Genomic DNA, 20,069 nt, shown 5'->3' with positions numbered 1-20,069 from the left:
CTTATCGTATTCTTTTTTTTCGATTTTCTTCGTAATCCTCAAAAATCATTTCACCTAGATCCCCAAGTCCAGTGTAATAAGCCTTCCCTTGGTTTGAAGCTGTAAACTCGTCGACAAATTGCTGTAGATAAGGATCTGAAGCAATCATAAAGGTTGTAATTGGTATTCCCAGCTTTCGGGCTTGCGCAGCCATACTATAGCACTTGCTAGTGATAAAAGGATCCAAACCCATAGGATTTTTATAATAGGTACCGTCTGGCATATTTAAACAGCTCGGTTTTCCATCGGTTATCATAAATATTTGCTTATTCGCATGCCGTTTTCGCCTTAGCAAGTCCATCGCTAGCTTTAAGCCTGCGACCGTATTGGTATGAAATGGTCCAACTTGCAAATAAGGCAAGTCTTTTATCGCGATAGTCCATGCATCGTTTCCGAAAACAATGACGTCAAGTGAGTCTTTCGGATATCGAGTCAAAATAAGTTCTGATAAAGCCATCGCTACTTTTTTTGCAGGAGTGATTCGATCCTCGCCGTATAAAATCATACTGTGGCTGATATCGATCATCAACACTGTACTCATCTGCGACTTAAACTGTGTATCTTCTACGACGAGATCATTTTCTGATAAGGCAAACTCGCCTATCCCATGATTGATCTGTGCGTTTTTCAAGCTCTCTGTCAAAACTATTTTCTCCAAGCCATCTCCGTACTGATAGTTTCTGAAATCGCCCATATTTTCGTCACTCCGTCCCTGGTGATTGGTTTTATGATTGCCTGATTTCCCTTTCCTCATTTTCCCAAAAATCTGGTCCAAGGCATGCTGACGCAAGGCTTTCTCCAGCTTTGAGGTAATATCTACGCCGCCTTCATCACCAAACTCCACTTTTTCTCTGATATAACCTTTATCTTTCAGATCCGCAATGAAATCGTCTATCGTATAGGCTGGAGTCGTCAGTTTGAACTCTTTATCCAATTGCCTAAGCCAGTCAATGGCTTCATCAAAATCACCAGAGGTATGGGTAATCAGTTCTTTGAAAATGTCAAATAATTTATCAAAAGGCGTTTGAAACGGCTCTTCATATTGTTTGAAGAGAAAACCTTTACTTCGTTTCGTGCTTTTCATGCATTCCTTTTATTAGTATGAGGAAGCTATCCAAATAGTGTATCGGATACTTCATAGTATGAATTTACGAAATAATAATTTTTGTGAGCACCGGATGTCCATTTAACTTTAAAAACTGGCTATAGTATGACGCACGAGCGACAACTTTCAATTAGGAATTAGTTTCAGACTTTTACGCTCCCCCAGTCAAAAGCCGCAAAGAATTGGTATTCCTTGCGGCTTTTTAATCCAGTTATTCTAAATACAAGAGAATTACCCCTGAAATAAGTACCCGTTAATAAAGCAGTTCCAACGTTGGCTTATTGGCGGTTGCTTCCCTGCTACTAAAAGACATATCATTTGTAGAAGAAGCCGCAGCTGTATTTAAAAATAGAAAGGATACTTTACGATCAGTACCGGTAAGCAATCTGTTAATGGCCGAAGTGACGTCGACGGTCTGTAAACCTATCCCTGAAACAGAAATCTTACCGACAAGTACAGTATCCATTGGTGCATTGTTCCAATTAATGCTATTTTCCAACCAAGATGTCGTGGAGGTTGTATAAATATTAATAGTCCGTTGTGGTGCTGTATTCACTCCTGCAACATACATTTTTAATTTTGCCGAACTCACTTTAGGTGTAGTAATCATCGCAATATCAAATTTAGCGTATGCTTTACGCGCGTAAGATGTAGCGTCGGATTTGATGACAAGATCAGCTGTAGTTCCATAATTTGTACTCGCATAGGTCCCGTTACGGACATAGGCATCGGCAAGAGAACTTCCGGCATTGGCTACAACAGCATGCTGAAACGCTCCAACGTCTGGATTACCCAATGGCAACGCATTTCCAGCGAAATCCACGCCCCCATTGTTACTTATAAATATACCAGCATTAAGGGCAGCCGAACCGGAACCGACATCATAACCTTTTGCAGCGTCAAGGCCGTTTCCACCAATTGGATTGACAAATACCGGATCTTCATAGAAATTGTTATTCCGCACGGTAGTTCCCCAGTTCAATGACGTAAAAGTACTTGACGGAAATAAACAATTATTGTTAAACTTCAGTCCGTTATCGGCCTGAGTAGACAGACTACTAATGGTCGAGGTTGTGTAAAAAATATTATTTGAAAATGTTGCATAAGGCTTTCCTGAACTCACGCCATTCATGACGTTAAACAGGCTGGCGGTTGGATTTTTGATGTAGAATACATTATTATAAATCTCACGGGAATCGTATGTTGTTTTTTCGATCAAAAAGAGCTTCTTTAACCTTGTTGTACCGATATCGTTGACAGAAACGTTGTAGCGGACTTTAATATTCTTAGACTGGTTCATAAAAAGCATAAATCCGCCGTTATTATCATGCGAATAATTGTATTCGAAGATATCTCCATCGGTTACTGAATTGGTATCATAACCATCGGCATCGAACGCGACTCCATCGTTGGCCCCTCCGCCTGTCATACCGTAAACCTCATTATAAGCCACCAGCGTATTCAAACTGCCAATTGTCCAAATACCCGCATAATTTTCAGAGCCTGTGTTCATACATGCCTTATAGACCGTATTGTGTGTAATTTTACTTCCTCCCGTCACGCCAGACATAACGATACCGTCGCCGTAGATATATTCAATCAAATTGTTATCGATAATAATATCTTTTGATCTTGCTGCCATAGCCCTATCGCCAGTGGTCCTTATCCCTTCAACGGAACAGTTGGCGACATGACAACTTTGTACCAAAGCCCCGTATATTTTACCGTCTAAGATAATCCCGCCAGAGCTTTTGTTATAATTGGTCTGTCCATCGATAGCACCATTGACGTCATGGACATAACAATTTCTAATGGAGACATTGCTGATTGCTGTTCCTGCAGAACTACCTCCAATCACGCGGATTCCCGTGGCAGCATAACTTGTCCCGCTTGGGATTGTATTCGTCAGTTCGAGGTTATTTACTTCAAAATAAGATACTTTATTAAGGTATAGCGCATTTGATCCATTCCTCTTTCCACCGCCGTTGATAATCGGACGAACATCACCGCCATATTTATCTATGATAATGGGAGCTTCAGCCGTTCCCGAATTTTTCATATGCAAAGTGTCATTCCATACGCCACCGCTCTTGAATAAGATACGGTCGCCGGGACCAAAAACCGATGTATTAATTTTGGCCAACGTTCTCCATGCTGTAGTTGTGCTCATTCCTGTGCTATCATCGTTTCCGCTGGGATCTATGTAGTAAGTATTGCCCACACTTGCCAGATTCGCCTTCGCTTTTGTTTTTAGGGATGTCGGAGAATCTAGTTGAACAGACTTTTGGCAGCTCAGTAGCCCAATGACTCCAATAGAAATCACCATCATAAATTTTCTCATAATGTTGTTTTTAGTTTTATAATTTGTTATAATTTTTACAGAAGTATTCTTATTCCGACGAATACGAATTTTATAATTTGATTAATAACATTAAATTATAAATAACTTATCAACCACAAGGGGTAAAATCACAAATAAAGAGGGGTAAAATTTTAAAGACAGGTCAAAATATATCGAAGATAAATTATCGAATCTTTTTCTGCTGGCCTACATCGATATAAAAGAAAATTTAATATTTTTAGCGAACAACTACAGCCTTTATGGACAATAAAAAATTAATGGAAATAGATCAATATATTGATACACTTTCAGACACTGAGCAACAAATAATTCGTCAATTTCGGAAAGCAATATCAGAAAATGACAATACCGTTTCGGAAAGCTTTGGAAAATTCATGTCAAACCCTAATGCAATCAGCTTTAATGAACAAGGTGTATTTAAATACGGGTTAACAGTCTCGAAGAATTATATTTCATTCCATTCCTTGGTCATCTATACTAACCCCGAATTAATGGAAGAACTAAAATTAAAAATACCGAAAGCCAAGTTTCAAAAAGGCTGTATTAATTTCAAAACTTTGGATGAATTTCCCGCCTCAGTATTGGCAGAACATATTCAGGTTTCATCCAAAATAGATTTTAGCCCCATGATAAATCGTTATTTGAAAAAGAAATAAGTACTAGGTCGATTCCCAGAATTTTATTTATTCACTTTTACGCGCAACAATAGCATAGACCATCGGAATCTTATTTCCCAAATGGGCTATTCTGAATTTTTTAGGATCTAGCTCTGTCATGTTTTTAAAAATGGGATAAGGTGAATAGTCAAATTCGTTCAGGTCTTGAATGTTCAGCCCATTATGAAGTAAAGCACCAACGACCTCACTCATACTATGATTCCAAGTGACATAGGACTGCGAAATAGCGGCATCTTTATCGGCATAGGTTCCCTGCTCTGTTTCAACAATTGGAGCAATATTAAAATAGTTATAGCCAATTTTATCAAAATTGTCATCGAACATCCAAACAACTGGATGAAACTCGACAAAAATAAACTTCCCGTTCGGTTTCAAGAAACGTGAAATTATTTTCGCCCATTTATCTAAATCAGGTAACCAAGTAATCGTTCCGTAACTTGTAAAGACTAGATCAAATTGTTCATCAAGATGATTTTCAAGCTCATATAGATCACAACAGATAAACTGCACATCGGCATCCGTATCTTTCGCAATTTCGCAGGCGCTTTCTATAGCCTTGTCAGATAGGTCAACACCAGTAACTTTTGCGCCAAGTCTACTCAAAGAAATTGTATCCTGTCCGAAATGACATTGTAAGTGTAATATTTTTTTCCCACTGATATCACCCAATAATGCTAATTCAATTGAATTTAATGAAGTCTCCCCTTTTAAAAATCCTGTTAGATTGTAAAAATCTGATTTTAAATGCGTATCCGTTCTGTTATTCCACGAGTGTTTGTTTATTGCGATGTAATTCTCTTCCGGGTTCAAATCGTTCATTTTGTTTTTTAATTAAACGGTTAATTAGCTACTAAATTACAATAAAAATTAATTTCTATCGGATTCATCGTTTCCTCAATCTAAAAATAAGTGTTTTAAGAAATAAAGCTTGGTGAAAATTATCATAAAGGTTGTCTATATTTAAATCGATTATCAAATACTTCCAAGTTTAAAAGGATGAGGCAAGAACAACGCCTATTTACATGAAGAAAAGAGATGACGATAAAAATATATAGACCAGAGAGCTTACTCCTAAAAAAATATATTGAATGCTTCTATATACTTGAGAAAACTGACGAAGAAAAAGCGACGGCATATTTTACGTTTCCGAGTATTTACACCATTGTGACGATAAGTGAGCAGACCCAAACGATGGTAAGCCCAAATAAGGTGATTACGAAGCATTTTCCATCCAATTCGATAGAAACAAACCTTGTATGCAATTTTAATGAACCTGTTTTAGTGTGTTACGAGGAGAAAATAAATGAAATTACCACTTACTTCAAACCTCTTGGGATAAATGCCTTTATACCCAATGATTTAAGCGATTATAACAGCGGAACATTTCCCGATTTTAACCCACACCTGGATTATAAAGATGCTATGAGATCCATCCTGTCCATAGATGACCAGGACGAGCGAATCAAGGCATTAGAACACTATTGGATATCAAAATTTTGGCCATTTGAAAATGCGTTGCTCGAAAACATAATTACCGAAATGTTAGATACAAGCAACGTCAATCAATCGATGTCAGAATTTTCGCTAAAAACAAGAAGATCGAGAACAACCATAAATAAGCAATTTGATCAACATATCTGTAAAACCCCCTCCCAATTCAAAAAAATCATCAGATTTCGAGCTGCAATTCAAAGCCACCTCGAAGATAGAAACAAAATAGGTCTGTCTTATAACCTGGATTATTTCGATCAGTCCCACATGATTAGAGATTTTAAAAAATTAACAGGATTTACGCCAAAAGTTTTCTTTTCCAAAATAGCTAATCTCGAACGGAGCCAGATAAAATGGATTTTTATTTAGCAGGTTTACAAAAATACAATCACACTATTTTATTAAACAGTAACATTGCTCCATAATTATTTATGCAATACGTTATGAAGCTTTTAATCCTACTTATGCTTTGTCCAGTTTTTCTTGTGGCCCAAGAAAAAACATCAGCCAAACTTGCAGCCTATATGCAGGCACAAGCTGATGTAAATAATTTTAGTGGAACAGTTCTTGTCATGAAAAATGGCGCTATTTTATTAAAAAAAGCCTACGGTTTGGCAGATTATGAATGGAATATAAAAAACACGTTAGACACTAAATTCCAGTTGGCATCGGTCACAAAACAATTTACCGCAGCCGCTATTTTACAGCTCGTCGACAGTGGGCGGTTATCCCTAAATGATAAACTCAGTAAATTTTTCCCCGATTATCCAAAAGCCGATAGTATCAGCATCCACATGTTGCTGTCACACAGCTCCGGACTTGCTATGGGCTTCAAAGAAATCGCGTTAAGCAGCATAAGTCGCAATTCTGCTTATGCCGCCATCAAGAAAATTCCTTTCGAATTCTCACCGGGAACAAATAGCGCCTATAGTAATATCGGTTATTATTTGTTAGCAAAGATTATTGAAAAAGTCTCCGGTGAGCATTACGCTACTTTTTTAAAGAAAAATATATTTGATAAAGCTGGGATGAATAACACCGGAGTTAGTAACAATGAATCCATCGTGCCGAAAAAAGCAAAAGTATATTATCATAATGACGAAGGTTTTATCCATAACCCCTATATCAACTGGGAGATCAACCTAGGTCACGACGGTATTTATTCAACCGTGGAAGATCTAGCCATTTGGGACCAAGCACTTTATGGAACAACGATTCTATCAGCCACAATGAAGAAAAAAATGTTCACACCATATAACTCCGAAAATTGGGGCTATGGATTCATCATCAATCCATTTTATAATCACGGACATTATTTGATTGCACATGACGGCGGATTCTTTGGGACAATGACTTCTTTTAATCGATTTACTGACGACAAACTCTTTGTCACTGTCCTTTCCAACAACGGCTCCCCCGCCCATATCATCGGGTATGGACTGTCTGCGATTGCGCTGGGTAAAGAAGTAGAGCTTCCCTATAAACATTATCCCACCAAAATAGATACGACGCTGTACGATAACTATGCAGGTGAATATGGGAAAATACATATATTAAAAATTACAGGCAAACTCTACTATAACGATGCGGATACTGAACTCATTCCCGAGTCTAAAACAAAATTTTTCAGGGCAGACGACAACGACAGAACAATCGAGTTTGTTAGAGACAAAACAGGAATTTACAATTCCCTTATTTTAACAAAAGGTGGCGTTAAGGAAGTTTCCCCAAGGACCAATAAAAATTAATGAACCCATATGCATGCTTTTAGCATCAAATGTGTAATCGACTCTTTGAAACCTTAAAGAAAAAAATTAAATTACGCCCTTATCAGTCCAGTGTTAAATAGTATACAAACTATCCTAAATTATAACATCGTGCAACAGACAGATCAAAATCCGGAGAAAGCTAAAAAGAGTCCTTTATTAAAGTCTTTTTTCGGATGCCTAGTGTTTATGGCAGCCTATCTCATCAGTTTTTTTATTTTTGATGCAGGCAACAATGTGAATCTGAATTATATTATTTTTTCGCCGCTTGCATTTATACTGAGCTGGGTATTTTGCTATTTCTATCTGCTGTTAAAAGATACCAGTACTTTGAAATATTATCTACTGGGATGTATGCTGATAGCCGGTACAATTATATATACAAATGGTATTTTTGATATCGATATTAGGATTCAAAACTTCTTTCACTCGTCGACACTCCCGAAAAAATACGGGCAATATCTCGATATCAATAACACCAAAAATAGATTTGGACGACATGAAATCATTCTTTTCAAGGCGAGTAGTAATCCTATTGATCAGTTTTTGACAAAGAACAACGAATTAATCATCCATAGTTTGAGCAAGGCTAAAAACGCTAACGATGCAGAACCAACCATCCATATGTTTTATAAATTGGACAAAAACGGCAAGCAGATCGATCAATATTCTTACACACAGGATGAAGATAAGGATACAGAGATTCTTTTCGAGGGCTATCTGATCAACATAGGAAAACATTACTTTCGCAGCTGGCCATTGAATGGAGATACTACAAAAAAAACAATTGAAGTATTCAACGCAAATCTAAATTGGTCCACAGATAAACAAGACCAAAATCTAAATGATATTAAAAGTAAAGCCACCTATCTGCTGTCAGAGAAAATCTATCATTTCGATCAAAGCAATTCGAAAAGCTATACAAAGCGAACTTATTTTATGGACGATAAATGGTATGTATTCAACGAAAACATATCGGATGATAATAATTTAGACCCACAAAGCTCATCTAAGGGCCGTACCGTAAATGATCTTTTCGGTCACTGGGATAAGAATGAATGGGTAACGAATACTACTCCCCCTAACATTAGATCAGTTTATTACCAGAAAATCAAACGTGTTCGCAATAGACATGACGTCAAAACGGGGAAATATGAAAAAGGAGATCTTTGGCAAGGCTGCCTATTCTCACAGCTTATTGTCGAAAATGACACCTTAAGATTTAAAGACAGCTTATATTTGGACGAAAAATGGCATTGGTCTCAAGTCGATATCAACAATAAAAACATCGGCACACTAACCTTTGAGAATACCGACCAATTTAATGCCTATGGTTTTTATACGAATCCAGCTTTAAATTATCAACTTTTCACCAACCAACGCAACAAACTTTATTTAATCACAAAGAAATGATTTGTAGCTTGGTACCGCTAAATTTCAGCAAACATTAACGGTTCAAAATACAAGCCTACTTTTCGCTATCCAAAATAATGACTATATTACAACAAATCGCTTTTTTGTGAAAATATATCCAATTTAGTAGCCATTGGATCCTAGTTAAAAATTAAATTCAGGAATAGTAGAAAATAAATCATATGAACAAAAGGTATTTTTTCTATATTATCATCGTTATCAGCTTGTTCACTTCGTGTGGCCTTATCCATAATCTTCCCGATTCGGCTACCCCCAATACCGGTGTAGATCCTAACCTATGGTATTCATTTGTGGATCAAAATGGTAATTTCTACCCCGACAATTGGAAGAAAAATTATGGCATTCCTTCCAATAAAGCTGCTCGAGATCCTTATTCGCTTATGAAAATTGCCACCGACAGAGGGGATCGCGAACAATTACTCGCTTTTGAACGCGGTAACATGCTGCGTTTGTCTAAACGTATTGCCCCAAAAAAACGTGTGTTTATTTTAGTCCATGGCTTCAATGCTGATGAAGAATCTGTTGTAAAACAATATAAATATATTTCCGATCATATCGTTACAAACCCTAAAACCGATGAAATCATTCGATTTTATTGGGATGGTCTACGATCTACCTCCCCTTTTCGTTCCGCCAAAAACTGGTTTTCAGCGGCCTCTTTTAGCCAGATGGCCGGTGAATTTGGATTAAGACGTATACTGAACAATATGGCCGATAAGGATGTCTTCATCATATCACATAGTCGTGGAGCATCTGTGGTTATGAGCGCTATTTCAAATCCTGAATACAATAGCTCATTTTCTGCTCAAGCAAAAGACGTTCACAATGTTGATATCGAGCGGGCAAAGCCATTGTTAGAAAACAAAAATAGAATTACCTGCATTATGCTGGCTCCAGCGATAGGACTTTCCGAGTTTCAATATACGGATACGGCGAGTAACACAAAAAAATTTGTGAATCTCAGCTCACAAGTCAAGAAAATACACATCACGATCAACGGAACGGACAAGATGTTGAAGAAGTTTTTTGGATTCTTATCGAACAAACTTAATCCAACTGATCTTGGATACAAAGAGGAAAGTTATAACGCCCTTAAGAAAAATTACAGCATCTTTTCTATGACTGATTTCACAGGAATGTCAAGCCATGATTTTAGTCGTTATATACGAGATCCCAAATTCAAACAGATGCTTCGGGAAGAATCAATCCAAGTGCAATAAGGTGTTTGCTCGTCTGACTAAGTTGATAAGCTATACGTGGTTCTTGGAATTTTTCTTTCAGATCTACCCTAGCTAGCTATCTTATGAATTGAAAAGTAGCTGCTGTCATCAGGCTCTCCTAGTTATGCAATGCAACTAGGAGGCTGCAGGAAAAAACTCAATCGTATAATGCCGCTATTAAAAAAAACATTAAACATATAAATTGGAATAGTACAACTAATGACATATAGTTACATAAAACATAAAGGTTAATGACACTAACTTTTCATGTAATCGCAACTATTCTCTCAAAACGGCCATGGTTACTTACAGAAACGGGTAAGTGTGTGCCGCTATCTTTCAGAATGATGCTTGGTATCCCCTGAGCATCTTTAACAATTTCACCTTTTCCGATTTCTACAATATTGCCTAAATGAACCAATTCGCCAACTGCGATGGTATGTATAAAATCAGGGCAAACAATGGTCTTAGTGTAATACCTCTTCCCTTCACAGATGACTTCTCCCGTTGCGTTGCTAGAAGACCGTTCAATAACTGAACATAGCAACCCTTTAGGTATATATTTCCGAATTCCTGTCTGTCTATTCCATATTTTATAGGCAGCCTCTTTCATGCTCCATAAGAGCCAAACAACAATTTCTGGATCTGGACTGTTCACAATCAACAGTTGTTCATGCTCATTAAATAGCTTTGAAACAAAGCCCCTACGTCTCCAATTACTATCTTTTCTGGACTGAACCAGGTCGATAACGTCATTACCAATCATTTTTCTTGTAACTTGCTTTCGATTATTTCGACTGCAGCTCCGACATTAAGCATACGTTCCATATCGGAATTTTCAATAACGATCCCAAATTGATCTTCGATATCCAGGACAATATCAACCAAATTTGCTGAATTGATTTGTAGATCACGCATAAAATCAGTCTTTTCAGTAAGCTTTCCAAATGCTTCTTCGTTTGTTGTGTAAGGTGCTATAATTGGCTTTAAAGCACCGATCAATTCTTCTCTGTTCATAGGGTTAGTTATCAAATTTTTTAAATATTAAACAGGCATTTACATCCCCAAATCCGAAACTCGCTTTGGCTATAATATGAGGTTTGACATCAACTTGATGTAATGGTACTCTTGATGAATCAATCATTGCTGCAATCTCAGGATGTAAATCAGTACAATTACTGTTTCCAAATACAAATCCATGATATAACTGCAAAACTGTGGCCACGCATTCTATGCTACCTGCCGCACTGAGACAATGCCCAGTCATTCCTTTTAGCGAGTTTATCAATGGAAAATCTTTCCCTGTACGTCCAAGGGCCTCAGTCCAGTTTTCTATTTCAAAAGCATCTTTGGCCGTTGCCGTTAAATGACCGTTTATGGCATCGACATCCCATCCGGAGACACCCGAATTTTTTAGGGCTTCCGCAATGCATCGGCGTACAGCATCAGCATTTGGAGCTGTCATACTGCCCGTTCCCCGTTGCCCTCCAGAATTTACTTGACCGCCCAATAATTCGCCATATATCATGGCCTTGCGTTCTAAGGCACTTTCCAAATCCTCCAATAGCAGGGCTCCAGCTCCACTACCCGGGACGAATCCTGTGGCTGTTGCACTCATTGGGCGAGAACCTTCCGAAGGGCGGTCATTATGTTGCGAACTACAGACACGCAGTGCATCAAAACCACCCCAAATATAAGGTCCACTATCTCCAGTACTACCTGCTAGCATGCGCTTTGCTCTTCCGGACCTAATCCGGTCATATGCCATTAGAATTGCTTCGGTTCCGGTAGCACAGGCAGAGGAATTGGTGGTTACCTGATTTCCGAGCCCTAATTTCCCACCTAAATATGCACTGACACCGCTGTTCATCGTTTGGGCAACGACTGTACTGCCTAGCCTACGTGTTTGCAGCTCATCAATTTTATAAATACTCTCCCGAAACTTATCGATACCTGAGGTGCCTGAACCAAATACTGTTCCGCTATCCCAATCGGGGACCGAATTTAAGGCAATAGGAAAACCTGCATTTGTCCAAGCCTCCATTCCTGCTATGACACCATATAATATGCCTGTACTGTTAAAACCCCTGAGCTCAAGTTCCGTGAAATATTGTCTTTTGAGATCATCCGATACTTGTGGCATTCCAGCAATCTGACAGGAAAATTGCAATTTTTCCAACTGCACATCATGTCTAACACCGGAGACACCCTCTTTTAGCGCCTGTGTAAAGGCCGGTACTCCCACTCCATTGGGTGCAACGACCCCTAATCCAGTAATAACAACTCTCTTCATAGCTCCTCAGTAATCATACCTGCCAATATTCCCTTACAAACCTCCTGGCCAGCTTCATTTTTCATTGTAACTGTACACTTTAACTTTCCAAACCTAAAATATATTTTTTTTGAAATTACCGTAACTTTTTCCTTCGGATACACGGGTTTTAAAAATTGTATTTCAGTAGAAGTCAACGCAATAGAAGAACCCTTTTTCAAGTCTTTATTGAGCAGAAAAATTCCCAAACAAGCTAAACCTATTTGGGCCATCGTTTCGATCAGAATAACTCCTGGAGTGATCGCTTTTTCATTAAAATGTCCTCTATAAAAATCCAAATTTTCATCAAAGGTATAGGTACCTGCAACACCTTCCTCATCGACATGGGTCAACGCATCGACAAATAAAAACGGGGCACTGTAAGGCAATTTCGCTAGTATAGAATTCAGATCCATCATTCAAATTTTGTAGGTTACCACTGTAATAAAACGCGCTGCGCCGAAAATCCAGGACCGAAACTCAGCATCAGCCCTAATTCACCGACCTGAGGACTACGTTTCATAATACGTTCGAGGACATATAACACCGTAGCGCTCGACATATTACCATACTGTGCCAGCACAGCCTTAGTATCCTCAATATCTTTATCAAATTCAGCAAAAATATCTTCGATTGTAGCTATAATCTTTTTTCCACCTGGATGAAAAATCATGTAATCAATATCTTTAATTTTAAGCTGGTTCTTCTTCAAAAATGGATTTATAACAGCGTCAAAATGAGACGCGATCACATTCGGCACTTCAACATCCAGTATCATCTGCATACCGCTGTTTGTCAGCTTAAATCCCATAATATCTTCCGCATCGTAAAAATGGTACATCTCCTGATCGATAATCACCGGACCATTGTCTGACTCGTCGGAGGAAAGCAGACAGCAAGCTGCACCATCACCAAATATTGCGGCACTGACCATATTTGACATGGAGAAATCTTCCAGCTGAAAAGTTGCTGTTGGCGCTTCGACGGCTATGACCGCAGCACGTTTGCCTGGATTAGCCTGAAGAAAATTTTTAGCATAAATAATACCTGAAACACCGGCAACACAGCCCATTTCGGTAACTGGTAACCGCACAATATCCTGTCGGAGTTTCATCTTATTGATGAGATACGCGTCTAGGGAGGGGATCATAATTCCAGTACAACTCACTGTAATGATATAATCCAGAGACTGCGGATCCCATCCCGTCTGTTCAAGGGCCTTACGAAGTGCTTGCTCCCCTAAGACCGTTGCCTCCCGGCAGTACACATTATTTTTTTCTTCAAAAGACGTCGCAGTGAAGACCTCTCTCGGATCCATAATTGCATATCGTCTTTCCACAGCGGAGCCTTCGAAAAGTTTCTTGATCTTCTTAATAAAGCGAGGCTCTTGTCCATGGAGCCAAATATCCAATAGCGGAAGGATATCAACGGTAGCACAAGAGTATCTAGGGAGTTGCTTCGCAACAGTTATTATTTTAACATTCATATATTGGAAATTATCCACTGGTAACGAAAGGCCCATTTCCATTGGATGCTATAATTTTCTAGTTTCAGTTTATTGGAGAATTGTGTAAGTTCCTCTTTTTTAAACCCACGCAGTATAGAAACAAGCCCATCCACTTTTGTCATTCTATTTAACCTAAAAAGAACAGCAATGGTTTGAAAAAGCCGGTAAGCCATTTTACTCCTTTGTAAATCATTAATGACGACCCCCAATTTTGATACGTTGACCAGACTACCTAGCAAACGAAGAATCCCTTCATCGTCAAAATGATGTATGGTAAGCGTGCACAGAACAATGTCATACTTGACATCTTCAAAATTCTCTTCAAAGATATCCGCACACAAATAGGATATATTGGTATAATCTTTCGACAAATCCCCCGCATAATTTATTGTATAGGGGTTGGCATCTATACCGAGCATTGAAAGCTTAATATGATGTCTATTGCCATAATCGCTCAACATGCGAAGCATGTCCCCATTGCCACAACCGATATCCACAATCGTTATTGTTTCATTCTTGCAGCTGGTTGAAAGCAATTTTTTTACACCGTTCAGCGTAATGTTATTTCCGCCTAAAAAACGATTAATCTTTGCTATCCTGTCTAATGTGGTCCGAAGTTCTTCTCCTTCGAGCAGAAAATCGTCCATGATCTCATTCTCCGATGTTCTCTGTTTTGTGTTTATTCCCATTTTATTGACCTTGCATTTCCATGAGTTTGTTTAATAATCCAGCTGAGCATTTTCGGAAAAAATGAGGCAGTCTTCATCAAAACTGCGGTCCCTATTTTATAGCTTAACAGCCGCGACAGAAGTCGACCGAATAAGAGGCGTCTTTTAAACGTTCGATTCCATTGCTTGACATAAGCCTTTTCCAATTGCTTTCGTGAACGAATATGGCCCCGATAATATTCCAGGACAAGCTCAGAAGCTATTTTTGCACTGTGTATCGCCATCGCCATCCCATTTCCGCAGAATGGATGAATAAGACCGGCTGTATCACCAATCATAAGAATATGGTTTTCTACCGTTGATTTCTTATCAAATGAAAATTGACTGATTGTGAGCGGTTTTTCAAAAAGTAGCCTATTGTGCTCAAAAAAATACTTAAGATGTCTGTTTTTAGACAAAACATACTTCTGATAATCACCGATGTTTTTGTATCTCTTGAACGTTTTTACATCGGCCAGATAACATAAATTTATCCGGTCATCTTCGACCTTGGAAATCCCACAATAGCCTCCTTCAAAATGATGCAAGGCAATTAAGTCATTCGGAAAATCGCCAGAATAGTGTGCCTTAACAGCCATCCAAGGAGAGGTTTTCGTTATAAAATCACGGGATAAGAGCTGATCCATATTGCTGCGTTTTCCATACGCGCCCAGTACAATTTTTGATCTTAATACCTGATCTTGAAACGAAACAGTAAATGTATCAGCGCTAAAGGATATACCCGTTACAGTCGCAATAACAATTGTACAGCCATTACTTTTTGCTTGCTGATATAACAGATCATCCAACGCGTAACGACTGATACCAATCCCACCCAAGGGTAACCTGACCCTATTCATCTGTCCATCTTCTGTCGTGAACTCAAGCTCCTGAATATGTGTTGGGCATAGCGATTCAACATCCACTTTCAGCCAATGAAGGTAAGCCAAAATTTCGTTCGAAACATATTCGCCGCAAACCTTATGACGAGGAAAAACATGTTTTTCGATTAACGTTATGTTGAATCCTTGTTTAGACAGATGCAATGCACCTGTAAGTCCAGCCAAACCACCGCCTATAATAATCACATCAGGATTTATTGTCATATATCCAAGTTTGCTCTATATGAGTATCATCTACAAAAAATCAACGCCATAAATCGTACTTCAGTTTCCTAAATTGGTTGCCCCCCACTATTCAATAAACGATTCTTGATAAATCTATCCACTGTCTAAAATCCCCCTATACAGGACAATATCGCCCATACGCTTTCATAAAAAGTCTATCTGATAACAGCCCTTGGCAATAAATAGTTTTTATTTGGCCTTAAAATAAAAAAGCACTTTAATTTACCTGATAGATAAACGACTTAACCACTGCTATAAGTTGAATAAATAAGGCTTTTATCTGGATTTATATTCACGGTCGACAAACAATTTATCCAGAAAAAGATATCTGTTCCGAAATTCTTCGGCAGCTACTTTTACTTTGATATTCAAATTCAGAATATTCATGCGCTTATCTTGTGCTGTTGTTTTCGGCCATGTTGACAGCCCTTTTCCATTTGGATCGCCCGTCTTGATAAAATTAACAAAGTACCGCTGACCAAGTTTTGATACCTTGTAATCATCTTCAGTCCAGGCAAAAACATCATTACTCTGCAGATTTCCCAATAAATATTCAATATCACTTGCATGGAAAGCACCCGGCAGGGGCTCTGGGCTTTTTTCCTTGGCTTCCTGTGCAGATTTCTTGCTAATTCCTCCAGCAAGCCCGGTTTGTGCATCGCGATATGCCGGTTGCATGGGTGGTCGCGGTTTACCGAATATATAAACGAAGACTGGCTGACCGCTATTTCTTCGTTGCAGATCAAGCCATTTCCAGGTACTATAAACGATAAAATTATCGCTACCTAAGGCAGTTGCTGACCGAATGACTTCCGCCTCTGTCTTTCCAGGATAAAGCGTGAGCACTTCGTCAGCCTGAACGCCATATTGTGCTCTTACCAACTTTTCATAATTCTCCGGAGATGGATACAATTTACCCATGTAGGCGGTATATGGGGCTTCCGTAGACGTCCAGCCTGCAAGTAGCGGGACTTTAGACTGTTCCCCTGCCTCAAAAATAGCCAAAGGAGATTTAGGCAGAAAATAGCCGTCAACAATCAAACGGGTCGCAAAGGCCCCTGGCTCGCTGGCTTTATCAAGGAGTTCGGCCGCAGGAATTTTACGCAGTTGATCAAGCCCTTCGGCATTTATGCGCGTTGCAAACGCAGTCCCCTGTTGCTCTTGCTCCGTAATAGAGGCAGTGCCATACCGCAAGTTAAAAACACTTCCGCTCTGACCGATAGCACGTTTAAATAGTCCTTTGGACAACGGACTCGTCATCTGGGCAGAAACCGACATACTCCCTGCCGACTCACCACCGATGGTGACGGCATCGGGATCCCCACCAAATGCAGCAATATTTTTCTTGACCCAAACCAAAGCTGCATGTTGATCCAGCAGTCCATAATTTCCGGAAGCATGTTTCGGAGATTCCTCGGTTAATGCTGGATGCGCAAAAAAGCCAAAGATACCAAGGCGATAGTTGACAGTAACGACAATAAGACCTTCTTTGGCAAAACTTTCACCATCATAGCGGTTTTCCGATCCATCACCAGCATTGAAACCTCCGCCGTAAAAATAAACTAAAACAGGAAGTTTGCCTGAACCAAGATTCTTTGGACGCCATACATTCAGGTAAAGACAGTCTTCACTGATCCCTGGTGACCGAAATCGCATGTCCCCATAGATCGGTTTCTGCATCGGAGAATAACCAAAATGATCTGCTTTACGGATGCCAGACCAATGTTCAGCAGCTTGAGGTTCTTTCCACCTCAGGTCACCTACTGGCGGTTTTGCAAAAGGAATTCCTCGAAAGGACTCTACCCCGCTTGACAAAGTAATTCCTTCTAATATCCCCTCTTCAACCTTTACCTGGGGCATTTGTGCGAAAACAAATGATACAACCAAAAGCTGAACAACAGTAAAAAAAATATTTTTCATCATAACATCCATTTAAAACTCTATGGTTTTTATTCTTACAGTTAAAATACAAAATAAAACTTATACCGTCGTGATATTCTGTTATTTCAGCACTTGCTTGCTTGCTTGCTTGCTTGCTTGCTTGCTTGCTTGCTTGCGGTGATCAACACATTTAGTTGGCCAGCCACAAAAAAAGTAGAATAAGCCATTGCGCAAGAATACATAGCCAAAATGGTTTGCTACTTGGTTCTGTTAAGATTTCGAGTACCTGGATAAACTTCGATCGTACGATCGCATAAAAGCTATCGTTTTTGTCTAAATCGAGGGCATCAAATCTCACTTTATTCAGACCAAAAATGACAATGCGTCGCACCCAAGGGCTCTCGATTTTATTATTTTTCACGTCATTGATCAATTTAAGTTTTGCAAAAGAATAATCAGCGACATTTTGTATTACATCGGGCTGATTCGATTGAAAAATTAATAATACTTTGTCAAATGCCGGAAGAATGAGATCATCCTGCCTTTCTTCTACAACAAGACTTGCAATCTTTGAAAACACATATTTGTTGCTAAAAATAAAAAGTAGTACAGGTAGCAGGATCAGTCCAATCAGCCAAATGAATTTAGCTGCGGCTTGCACAGGACTGACCGTCGAAAAGAAAGCTTCATGACTAGCCTTAAACTGAAAACTGCCAACCACCAAATACAGTAAAGTCGAAACAATAGCCAGCAAATAATATTTGACTAAGGTTTTCGTCCCTAATACGCTTAATTTTTTTAAATACGATAACTGTGTTTTCATTCTGCTATAATTAATTACGCTAATTTAGCATTATTCACCAAACATTGATCCATAGGTTTAATTCCCGATCGCTTTCATTTTAAATTCGCCAGGAAAAAATTTTTATTCGTTGATCCACGTTAGCTCCACCCCCAGCTATTCCGTTACAAATAATTTATAAAAAATTTGCGTAGCCAAATAACTACACTTATATTAGTAGTCAAATAAATCAATATGAACTTAAGACGAGATGTTTTCCAAGCTATAGCAGACCCAACCAGAAGAGCGATCTTACTTCTTCTAGCCTCACAAGCCATGACTGCTGGTGCAATTGCAGCCAATTTCAATACGGCAAGACCGACCGTTTCAAAACATTTGCAAATATTGACGGAATGTGAATTATTAAAGTTTCAACAAAATGGACGCGAGATATATTATCAACTCAACCCATCGAAGATGAAAGAAATTGCGGATTTTATTGAACCTTTCCGTCAAATGTGGGATGACAGATTCAATAAATTGGAAACTATTATGCAAAACTACAAGAACAAATAATATGGAGTCAAAAACTAACGTCCAGGCGGAGGATAATAAACAGGAGATTATCATTACAAGGGAATTCGATTTGCCTGTTGAACTGCTCTTCAAAGCATACGAGGATTCCGAAATTTTCGAACAGTGGATGGGAACTAAAGTCCTGAAATTGGAAAATAAAAAGCATGGCTCCTATGCATTTGAAACTTCGCACAATGGCCAGGTCATGTTCAAAGCAAATGGAACGATACATGAATTCCTCCCCAATCAACGCATCACACGGACTTTTGAAATGGAAAACAGCGCATTTCCTGTGCAGTTGGAATATTTAACATTTGAAAAAATAAGTGCAGAACGCAGCAGGCTTCACATCCATATAATATTTCAGTCGGTCGCATTTCGGAACCAGCTGTTACAGATGCCTTTTGCGCAAGGAATCAATATGGCGCACAACAGATTACAAGAAATTCTTGCTAAACTTACCTAAAGCACTACATGATGAATCTAAAAATTGAACATTTTTTTGAAAATGCGACAAGATGGAATGAAGAATTCAATCTGTTGAGAGAAATTGTCCGTGGCAATAAAACACTGCAAGAGGATTATAAATGGATGCATCCTTGTTATACATTTGAAGGTAAAAATGTCGTATTGATACACGGGTTTAAAGAATACTGTGCGCTGCTATTCCATAAAGGTGCATTATTAAAAGATTCCAAAAATATACTGATCCAGCAAACCGAAAATGTTCAGTCAGCCAGACAGCTTAGATTCACCACTATTGAGCAGATAGAATCATTGCGAGAAGTGATATCGGCTTATATTCAGGAGGCCATCGAAATTGAAAAATCAGGCAAGAAAGTTGACATGCGGAAAGCTGCCGATTACCCTGTACCGGAAGAATTTAAGCGCGCCTTACTTGAAGACCCTTTACTTCAAAAAGCTTTTCAATCACTTACACCAGGTCGACAAAAAGGGTATCTATTCTACTTTAACCAGGCAAAACAGGAGAAAACACGTGTGGCGAGAATCGAAAAATACTATCAGCATATTCTAGATGGAAAAGGTATTGATGACTAACATATTTATTACAGTTTATCCGCTAT

The 20,069-nt window shown here is 38.8% G+C and carries 20 protein-coding genes; 8 read left to right on the top strand and 12 right to left on the bottom strand.

All coding sequences use genetic code 11. The annotated features are described in order from the left end of the window. Position 1 precedes the first annotated feature (1 nt). Both B3H30_RS23460 and B3H30_RS23455 read right to left on the bottom strand, forming a co-directional pair. Positions 2-1,123 carry a vWA domain-containing protein gene (locus B3H30_RS23460; RefSeq protein WP_286834889.1) on the bottom strand — a complete coding sequence of 374 codons (1,122 nt, stop codon included), beginning with the start codon at positions 1,121-1,123 and terminating at the stop codon, positions 2-4. Between the two features lie 274 nt (positions 1,124-1,397). Then, positions 1,398-3,485, bottom strand: a complete 2,088-nt coding sequence (locus B3H30_RS23455; RefSeq protein ID WP_286834888.1) for a DUF7594 domain-containing protein — start codon at positions 3,483-3,485, stop codon at positions 1,398-1,400. Positions 3,486-3,745: 260 nt separating this feature from the next. Here B3H30_RS23455 and B3H30_RS23450 point away from each other — a divergent pair, with 260 nt between their 5' ends. After that, entirely contained in the window at positions 3,746-4,162 is a 417-nt protein-coding gene (locus tag B3H30_RS23450; RefSeq protein WP_145327401.1) for a DUF1801 domain-containing protein, read from the top strand. Between the two features lie 27 nt (positions 4,163-4,189). On the opposite strand, the gene B3H30_RS23445 is transcribed toward B3H30_RS23450, so the two are convergent. Then, on the bottom strand, positions 4,190-5,002 hold the full coding sequence (locus B3H30_RS23445; protein WP_286834887.1) for a class I SAM-dependent methyltransferase: 813 nt from the start codon (positions 5,000-5,002) through the stop codon (positions 4,190-4,192). 216 nt (positions 5,003-5,218) lie between these two features. Here B3H30_RS23445 and B3H30_RS23440 point away from each other — a divergent pair, with 216 nt between their 5' ends. From B3H30_RS23440 to B3H30_RS23425, 4 genes are all read left to right on the top strand, one after another. Continuing rightward, positions 5,219-6,043 carry a helix-turn-helix domain-containing protein gene (locus B3H30_RS23440; RefSeq protein WP_286834886.1) on the top strand — a complete coding sequence of 275 codons (825 nt, stop codon included), beginning with the start codon at positions 5,219-5,221 and terminating at the stop codon, positions 6,041-6,043. Between the two features lie 74 nt (positions 6,044-6,117). Then, on the top strand, positions 6,118-7,422 hold the full coding sequence (locus B3H30_RS23435; protein ID WP_286834885.1) for a serine hydrolase domain-containing protein: 1,305 nt from the start codon (positions 6,118-6,120) through the stop codon (positions 7,420-7,422). Positions 7,423-7,551: 129 nt separating this feature from the next. Then, a complete protein-coding gene (locus B3H30_RS23430; protein WP_286834884.1) occupies positions 7,552-8,853 on the top strand; it encodes a hypothetical protein in 1,302 nt (433 codons plus the stop codon). 182 nt (positions 8,854-9,035) lie between these two features. Continuing rightward, on the top strand, positions 9,036-10,094 hold the full coding sequence (locus tag B3H30_RS23425) for an alpha/beta hydrolase (protein ID WP_075992083.1): 1,059 nt from the start codon (positions 9,036-9,038) through the stop codon (positions 10,092-10,094). A 265-nt stretch (positions 10,095-10,359) separates the two neighbouring features. Here B3H30_RS23425 and B3H30_RS23420 read toward each other — a convergent pair whose 3' ends face one another. The 9 genes from B3H30_RS23420 to B3H30_RS23380 form a co-directional block, all read right to left on the bottom strand. Next, on the bottom strand, positions 10,360-10,860 hold the full coding sequence (locus B3H30_RS23420; RefSeq protein ID WP_286834883.1) for a 4'-phosphopantetheinyl transferase family protein: 501 nt from the start codon (positions 10,858-10,860) through the stop codon (positions 10,360-10,362). After that, positions 10,857-11,111, bottom strand: a complete 255-nt coding sequence (locus B3H30_RS23415; protein WP_075992081.1) for an acyl carrier protein — start codon at positions 11,109-11,111, stop codon at positions 10,857-10,859. The genes B3H30_RS23420 and B3H30_RS23415 overlap by 4 nt, the downstream gene beginning before the upstream one ends. A 4-nt stretch (positions 11,112-11,115) precedes the next feature. Beyond that, on the bottom strand, positions 11,116-12,387 hold the full coding sequence (locus B3H30_RS23410) for a beta-ketoacyl-[acyl-carrier-protein] synthase family protein (RefSeq protein ID WP_088161137.1): 1,272 nt from the start codon (positions 12,385-12,387) through the stop codon (positions 11,116-11,118). Continuing rightward, complete coding sequence (locus tag B3H30_RS23405; protein WP_232475751.1) at positions 12,384-12,824, bottom strand: 3-hydroxyacyl-ACP dehydratase FabZ family protein; 441 nt, start codon at positions 12,822-12,824, stop codon at positions 12,384-12,386. Before B3H30_RS23405 ends, B3H30_RS23410 begins: the two co-directional genes overlap by 4 nt. Positions 12,825-12,838: 14 nt before the next feature. Next, entirely contained in the window at positions 12,839-13,891 is a 1,053-nt protein-coding gene (locus B3H30_RS23400) for a type III polyketide synthase (RefSeq protein WP_286834882.1), read from the bottom strand. Further along, the gene (locus B3H30_RS23395; protein WP_286834881.1) at positions 13,888-14,601 is read right to left on the bottom strand and encodes a methyltransferase domain-containing protein; all 714 of its coding nucleotides are present in this window, start codon (positions 14,599-14,601) and stop codon (positions 13,888-13,890) included. The genes B3H30_RS23400 and B3H30_RS23395 overlap by 4 nt, the downstream gene beginning before the upstream one ends. Beyond that, positions 14,592-15,725 (bottom strand): NAD(P)/FAD-dependent oxidoreductase, encoded by a 1,134-nt coding sequence (locus B3H30_RS23390; RefSeq protein WP_286834880.1) that lies wholly within the window; start codon positions 15,723-15,725, stop codon positions 14,592-14,594. Before B3H30_RS23390 ends, B3H30_RS23395 begins: the two co-directional genes overlap by 10 nt. 297 nt (positions 15,726-16,022) lie before the next feature. After that, complete coding sequence (locus B3H30_RS23385; RefSeq protein WP_286834879.1) at positions 16,023-17,669, bottom strand: carboxylesterase/lipase family protein; 1,647 nt, start codon at positions 17,667-17,669, stop codon at positions 16,023-16,025. A 148-nt stretch (positions 17,670-17,817) separates the two neighbouring features. Beyond that, entirely contained in the window at positions 17,818-18,450 is a 633-nt protein-coding gene (locus tag B3H30_RS23380; protein WP_120334616.1) for a hypothetical protein, read from the bottom strand. 213 nt (positions 18,451-18,663) lie between these two features. Here B3H30_RS23380 and B3H30_RS23375 point away from each other — a divergent pair, with 213 nt between their 5' ends. Genes B3H30_RS23375 through B3H30_RS23365 form a run of 3 tightly spaced genes read left to right on the top strand, consistent with a single transcriptional unit; the run spans position 18,664 to position 20,043 of the window. After that, positions 18,664-18,984 (top strand): ArsR/SmtB family transcription factor, encoded by a 321-nt coding sequence (locus tag B3H30_RS23375; RefSeq protein ID WP_286834878.1) that lies wholly within the window; start codon positions 18,664-18,666, stop codon positions 18,982-18,984. A 1-nt stretch (position 18,985) separates the two neighbouring features. Continuing rightward, on the top strand, positions 18,986-19,450 hold the full coding sequence (locus B3H30_RS23370) for an SRPBCC family protein (RefSeq protein WP_286834877.1): 465 nt from the start codon (positions 18,986-18,988) through the stop codon (positions 19,448-19,450). An 8-nt stretch (positions 19,451-19,458) separates the two neighbouring features. Continuing rightward, entirely contained in the window at positions 19,459-20,043 is a 585-nt protein-coding gene (locus tag B3H30_RS23365) for a YdeI/OmpD-associated family protein (protein WP_286834876.1), read from the top strand. Positions 20,044-20,069: the final 26 nt, after the last annotated feature.

Origin of the sequence: Sphingobacterium sp. UBA7038, assembly GCF_002494055.1 — a bacterium.
In the GTDB taxonomy this organism is placed as follows: Bacteria; Bacteroidota; Bacteroidia; order Sphingobacteriales; family Sphingobacteriaceae; genus Sphingobacterium; species Sphingobacterium multivorum.
This window is presented reverse-complemented; position numbering and strand designations above follow the sequence as displayed.

Coding starts and splice junctions, on each gene's coding strand:
- B3H30_RS23400 (WP_286834882.1), bottom strand. CDS start 13,891: ATGAATGTTAAAATAATAACTGTTGCGAAGCAACTCCCTAGATACTCT.
- B3H30_RS23420 (WP_286834883.1), bottom strand. CDS start 10,860: ATGATTGGTAATGACGTTATCGACCTGGTTCAGTCCAGAAAAGATAGT.
- B3H30_RS23415 (WP_075992081.1), bottom strand. CDS start 11,111: ATGAACAGAGAAGAATTGATCGGTGCTTTAAAGCCAATTATAGCACCT.
- B3H30_RS23410 (WP_088161137.1), bottom strand. CDS start 12,387: ATGAAGAGAGTTGTTATTACTGGATTAGGGGTCGTTGCACCCAATGGA.
- B3H30_RS23425 (WP_075992083.1), top strand. CDS start 9,036: ATGAACAAAAGGTATTTTTTCTATATTATCATCGTTATCAGCTTGTTC.
- B3H30_RS23405 (WP_232475751.1), bottom strand. CDS start 12,824: ATGATGGATCTGAATTCTATACTAGCGAAATTGCCTTACAGTGCCCCG.
- B3H30_RS23435 (WP_286834885.1), top strand. CDS start 6,118: ATGAAGCTTTTAATCCTACTTATGCTTTGTCCAGTTTTTCTTGTGGCC.
- B3H30_RS23455 (WP_286834888.1), bottom strand. CDS start 3,485: ATGAGAAAATTTATGATGGTGATTTCTATTGGAGTCATTGGGCTACTG.
- B3H30_RS23445 (WP_286834887.1), bottom strand. CDS start 5,002: ATGAACGATTTGAACCCGGAAGAGAATTACATCGCAATAAACAAACAC.
- B3H30_RS23440 (WP_286834886.1), top strand. CDS start 5,219: ATGACGATAAAAATATATAGACCAGAGAGCTTACTCCTAAAAAAATAT.
- B3H30_RS23380 (WP_120334616.1), bottom strand. CDS start 18,450: ATGAAAACACAGTTATCGTATTTAAAAAAATTAAGCGTATTAGGGACG.
- B3H30_RS23370 (WP_286834877.1), top strand. CDS start 18,986: ATGGAGTCAAAAACTAACGTCCAGGCGGAGGATAATAAACAGGAGATT.
- B3H30_RS23390 (WP_286834880.1), bottom strand. CDS start 15,725: ATGACAATAAATCCTGATGTGATTATTATAGGCGGTGGTTTGGCTGGA.
- B3H30_RS23450 (WP_145327401.1), top strand. CDS start 3,746: ATGGACAATAAAAAATTAATGGAAATAGATCAATATATTGATACACTT.
- B3H30_RS23395 (WP_286834881.1), bottom strand. CDS start 14,601: ATGGGAATAAACACAAAACAGAGAACATCGGAGAATGAGATCATGGAC.
- B3H30_RS23385 (WP_286834879.1), bottom strand. CDS start 17,669: ATGATGAAAAATATTTTTTTTACTGTTGTTCAGCTTTTGGTTGTATCA.
- B3H30_RS23460 (WP_286834889.1), bottom strand. CDS start 1,123: ATGAAAAGCACGAAACGAAGTAAAGGTTTTCTCTTCAAACAATATGAA.
- B3H30_RS23365 (WP_286834876.1), top strand. CDS start 19,459: ATGATGAATCTAAAAATTGAACATTTTTTTGAAAATGCGACAAGATGG.
- B3H30_RS23375 (WP_286834878.1), top strand. CDS start 18,664: ATGAACTTAAGACGAGATGTTTTCCAAGCTATAGCAGACCCAACCAGA.